Source organism: Cohnella thermotolerans DSM 17683 (assembly GCF_000429825.1).
Classification (GTDB): Bacteria; Bacillota; Bacilli; order Paenibacillales; family Paenibacillaceae; genus Cohnella; species Cohnella thermotolerans.
The window spans coordinates 1-4,781 of sequence record NZ_AUCP01000116.1 but is presented as its reverse complement, the minus strand read 5'-3'; the positions used below and the strand labels follow the sequence as shown (position 1 = coordinate 4,781).

The window sequence follows — 4,781 nt, the reverse complement described above, 5'->3', positions numbered from 1 at the left end:
TGGATATCCTTGAGCAAGCCGAGAGTGACGTTCTGGCCTATATGGCTTTTCCTAAGGAACACTGGCGACAAATCCATTCCACGAATCCATTGGAGCGCTTGAACAGGGAAATCCGTCGACGTGCCGATGTCGTCGGGATCTTTCCGAATCGTGAGTCTGTCATTCGACTCATCGGTGCCATTTTAATGGAACAGCAGGACGAATGGACAGTTTCGCACCGGTATTTCAGCAAAGAGTCCATGGCCAAAGTGGTTCAAGGAGAACAAGCCCTGTTAACGTCTGCTATGCTCTTGCAGAAATAAATATGAGTCACAAAGTAGAAATCGATTTTACACCACTTGACGGGACGCTATCGCTGGAGCAAATCGGCCTGGGTCCGTTTTGTCTGGAACTGCACTCCAATAAAAGCACGAAAAAGGCAATTCTCGAGCAACTTCGCAGAACGCTGGAAGCCGTCCGCACGACTTCTCCCGAAGACTGGAAGCGGCAAGCCGAGAGACTGGCCGCCACCCGCAAGGAATTGAACGGATATGTTAAGTCGTTGCACAAGCCGTATAGCTTCGGTGCCTCGTTGTACGATGCGATCGCCCATTATGAAAAGTACAAATCCGCGCCCGACGCGGTTTCAATTGATCCGGGCGTGGCGGGCAAGACGTCAAGCGAGGGTTTGGCCGCTTGGCGGGATCTTGTCCGTGACTTGTACGTAGCAGGTGTGGCTGCAGGCCATCCTCACGGTCATGTCTGGTCGGATGTCCAAACGTCCACCTACACCCCTGCGCTGCGTTCTCAGGTGGAGGAACTGCTTGCGAAATATGCGAAAGCTTTCGATCAACTGAAAGCGGCGTTCACTCCGGTCCAAAAACTTGTGAATCCGGACTTACATCATCCGGATGCGGAAAGTTTGGCTCATTTGGCATGGGTCGTCGAGTGCCTCGCGCAATTGCCCGATGCGATTCCGGCGGAACTGCTAAAGGTTGATGATCTCGAACATTCTCGGGGGAAAATCGCCCAAGCCATCCGGCATGGCACTGCCCGGGACGATGCCAAAGCCCGCGTGATGGCAAATTACAAGGAGGATGTACTGGCGTTCGATGCCGCGCTGGCACTTTCCGAATGGCGCAAGGCAAACATGCAATGGTTTGTGCCGAAGTTTCTGAAGCAACATCGCATTTACAAAATGCTTTGTGCATGGGTGATCACAGCCGAAAAACCGCCTAAGTCGAGCGTGGAAGAAACGCTGCAACACATCGTCCGCTACCAGACGGAATCCGAATCGTTGAAAGCGCGGGAAGCGGATGTTTCGCGCTGGCTCGGGGCTTTGTGGAATCAAGGCCAAGCCGACTGGGAAGCGGTCAAAACCGCAAATGAATGGGTTCTGCTCCTGCATGAACGCCTGCTGCGCCTGTTCCAGGATCGCGCCAAGGCCAAAGAAGCGATGGGACGAACAGCCATGCTGCTGGAGTCAGGCAAAGAAAGTTTTCTCCGGCAACATTTTGCTTCGATGGAGCATTTTCTCGCTGTTTATCGGGAATGCAAGGATCTTGAAGAGAAACTGGCGAAGGCTTTGCAGCTGGATTTCCGTGCGGTGGACGGTCGGCGTAAAGAAGAGCCGTGGTTCACGTACCGGGCACGTCAAATCGCCTTATGGTCGCAGCATGTGGATAAACTTCGCGACTGGTGCAACTTCAGGCACGTGAGACAACGGGCGATTGACGCCGGTTTGACCTCGGTCGTATCGGCCTATGAAAACGGAGCGTTGCAGCATGAAGACGTCATTCCGGCGTTTGAACGCGCATGGTGGAGAGCAGCTATCCAATTTATTTTGGAAGCCGATCCGCAGCTTGCTTCCTTTTCCGGGCGTCTGTTCGAGGAGAGAATCAAAGCGTTCCAGGAAACGCTCGATCGATTTGAGCAATTGACCCGCGAAGAGATCGCGGCCCGGCTGTTCGCCAACGTGCCGCCTGTGCACCATCAAGCGGCCGCTACCTCGGAGATGGGCATTTTGCTCAGAGCCATCCGCAGCGGGGGAAGGGGAATTTCGCTACGGAAACTGTTCGAGCAAATCTCCGGCTTGCTCACCCGGCTTTGTCCGTGCATGCTCATGAGTCCGATGTCCGTCGCGCAGTTCCTTGATCCCAAGTACGCGCCGTTCGACCTCGTCGTTTTCGACGAAGCGTCCCAACTGCCGACGAGCGAAGCGGTGGGTGCCATGGCGAGGGGACGCAACGTCATCGTGGTAGGCGACCCGAAACAATTGCCGCCGACGAGTTTCTTCATGAGCGCGTCCAACGGAGAAATCGATGCCGACGCTTCCGAAGATTTGGAGAGCATTTTGGACGATTGCCTCGCCATCGGCATGCCGCAGGAACATTTGTTGTGGCATTACAGAAGCCGGCATGAAAGTTTGATCGCGTTCAGCAATCGGCATTTTTACGAAAACAAGCTGCTCACCTTCTCGTCTCCTTTTGAGCGGAAGTCGAGCGTCAAGTGGCATCCGGTGGAAGGGTATTACGACCGTGGCAAAACGAAACAAAACCGTTCCGAAGCGGCTGCCGTGGTAGAAGAAATCAAAAGAAGGTTACGCAGTCCGGAGCTCCGCCAATACAGCATTGGGGTCGTCACGTTCAATGCGGTGCAGCAAACGTTGATAGAGGATTTGTTGGAATCGGCGTTCCGCCAGGAGCCTTCGCTGGAAGAAGCGGCCTTGCAGATGAAGGAACCGATCTTCGTCAAAAACCTGGAAAACGTGCAGGGCGATGAGCGCGATGTCATTTTGTTTTCCATCGGTTATGGACCGGATCAGACGGGCAAAGTCGTGCTCAACTTTGGTCCGCTCAACCGGGACGGGGGCTGGCGTCGGCTTAACGTCGCGGTCTCTAGGGCGAGGTACGAGATGCACGTCTTTTCCTCGCTGCGAGCGGATCATCTGGATGTGACCAGAACGCAGGCCGAAGGGGTTAGAGTGCTAAGAGCGTTCCTTGAGTACGCCGAGAAGGGCGTCGCTGCGCTCGGACAATCGGCGAATCAGTTGGAACCGAAAGGAGCCCTGCTCGAACACGAAATCGCGAAAGCACTGGAACGGGAAGGGTACAAAGTCGATGTCCACGTCGGAGTATCCGGTTTCCGGATAGATTTGGCGATCGTGCATCCGGAAGACCCGGATGTGTATGTGCTCGGCGTTTTGTGCGACGGGGTCACATACAAGTCAGGGAAAACAGTTCGGGACCGGGAAGTGTTGCGCGGCCAAGTCCTGAGGCAATTAGGCTGGCACATTCACCAGGTGTGGTCGCTGGACTGGCTGGACAATCCGAACAAAGAACTGCAGCGTATAGTGGAAGCGATCCAGTTGGCTAAGCAGGCGGGTATAGGCGTTCAAGAGCCTGTCTCTTTCCAACCGGAGATGGAGAGCAGTGGAGACAGCCAATCGGCAACATCTGCAGTGTTTGAATCGGCTGCAACGGCAGTCCGCCAGCCGGATACGGAAAGGGACGAACAGCGGCTTAAGTGGGCTACAACGTACAGTCCGGTCCACTTGCCGGCGGTCGGATTACCGGCTGAAGCGTTTTATTCGCCTGACTCCAAACAGACGATCCAGCAACAAATACACACCCTGATCGAAGGGGAAGGACCGATCAGCAGAACGTTGCTTGTACGCAAGGTGCTGCAAGTGTCGGGGATTGCCAGGGCGGGCTCAAGGATCGACGAATACTTTACGACATTGCTGGGATCCATGAAGCTGAACAAAACGGTGTGGGAAGGCACCGAGTTTTATTGGCCGAGCCGCATGGTTCCCGCTCAATATGAAGTGTACCGCATCGCGAAGGATGAACAAGATCGCCGTAGCGCGGAGGATTTGCCCCCTGAAGAAATTGCCAACGCGGTCAAGGAAGTGCTCTTTATCCAGGGCAGTCTGCCACAGGAGGATTTGATCCGGGAGACGGTCAAGCTGCTCGGATATGCGCGGACGGGTTCCGCGCTGGAAAAGGCGGTAAGCCTTGGCATCCGATATGCCCTTGATAAAGGTGTAGCGGAGTGGCAGGACGGCAGATTGCGGTTGGGTGTTGAGAAAATAAAAGGGTTCTAGCCATTGATTCCGGCATCGCTTCTGCAGCAAATGGTCTGGTCGGAAGTCCCCGTCGCGAATCATACAAAGCACGACTTTATACGTAGCCTGCTGGTCTTTTGACCGACGTGATATTGGAGGCTTTGGGGGCGGAGGACGACAGCGACAGTAACGTTGGACGGGCGTATTGCGCCAGCGAACCAAGTTGAAACGGAGGGCGCCGCAAGCGGTGGTCGAAGCCGCCGGATATGCCATGGCGGTTGGCCCGAAATCATCGTCGGCTCCCCCGAATCAGTCCGCAACCGTCGATCCATTTGCAGGCGATGTTACACGAATGATCTATCTGCCGGCGGCTTTTTCGTCCGAAATCGGTCTTCACTGCAACATTCGTTGGAGCCGACGGCAGCATCTATAATGCTCCCATAGGCTGAGACACAGGAGCGTGAAAAATAAGTTATACTGAGATCATGGAAAAACGAAACCGATACGCTGCAGAATTCAAGACAAAGGTCGTGCTGGAGGTGCTCCGAGAAGAGCAGACCGTCAACGAGATTGCATCGAAATACGAACTGAGCCCGGTGATGATCAGCCGGTGGAAAGCGGAGTTTCTGGATCGCGCATCGACCGTCTTCGAGAAGAAAGTGAGCGAAGTCGATAAAGTCAGAAAGGAGTATGAAGCCAAGCAAGAGCGTCTAGAGAAGCTGGTCGGTCAACTTAC

The 4,781-nt window shown here is 54.6% G+C and carries 3 protein-coding genes; all 3 read left to right on the top strand.

Annotated elements, in window-relative coordinates; genetic code table 11:
• On the top strand, nt 1-302 hold a 302-nt coding region (locus tag G485_RS0117105; RefSeq protein WP_027093516.1), incomplete at its 5' end, for an IS256 family transposase.
• 2 nt (nt 303-304) lie between these two features.
• Nucleotides 305-4,084, top strand: a complete 3,780-nt coding sequence (locus G485_RS27090) for a DUF3320 domain-containing protein (RefSeq protein WP_051318367.1) — start codon at nt 305-307, stop codon at nt 4,082-4,084.
• 446 nt (nt 4,085-4,530) lie between these two features.
• Nucleotides 4,531-4,781: transposase (locus G485_RS0117095; protein ID WP_027093515.1), on the top strand; the 251-nt coding region annotated here is incomplete at its 3' end.

Excerpts from the sequence above, each read along its gene's own strand:
- G485_RS27090 (WP_051318367.1), top strand. The coding sequence starts at position 305 with ATGAGTCACAAAGTAGAAATCGATTTTACACCACTTGACGGGACGCTA.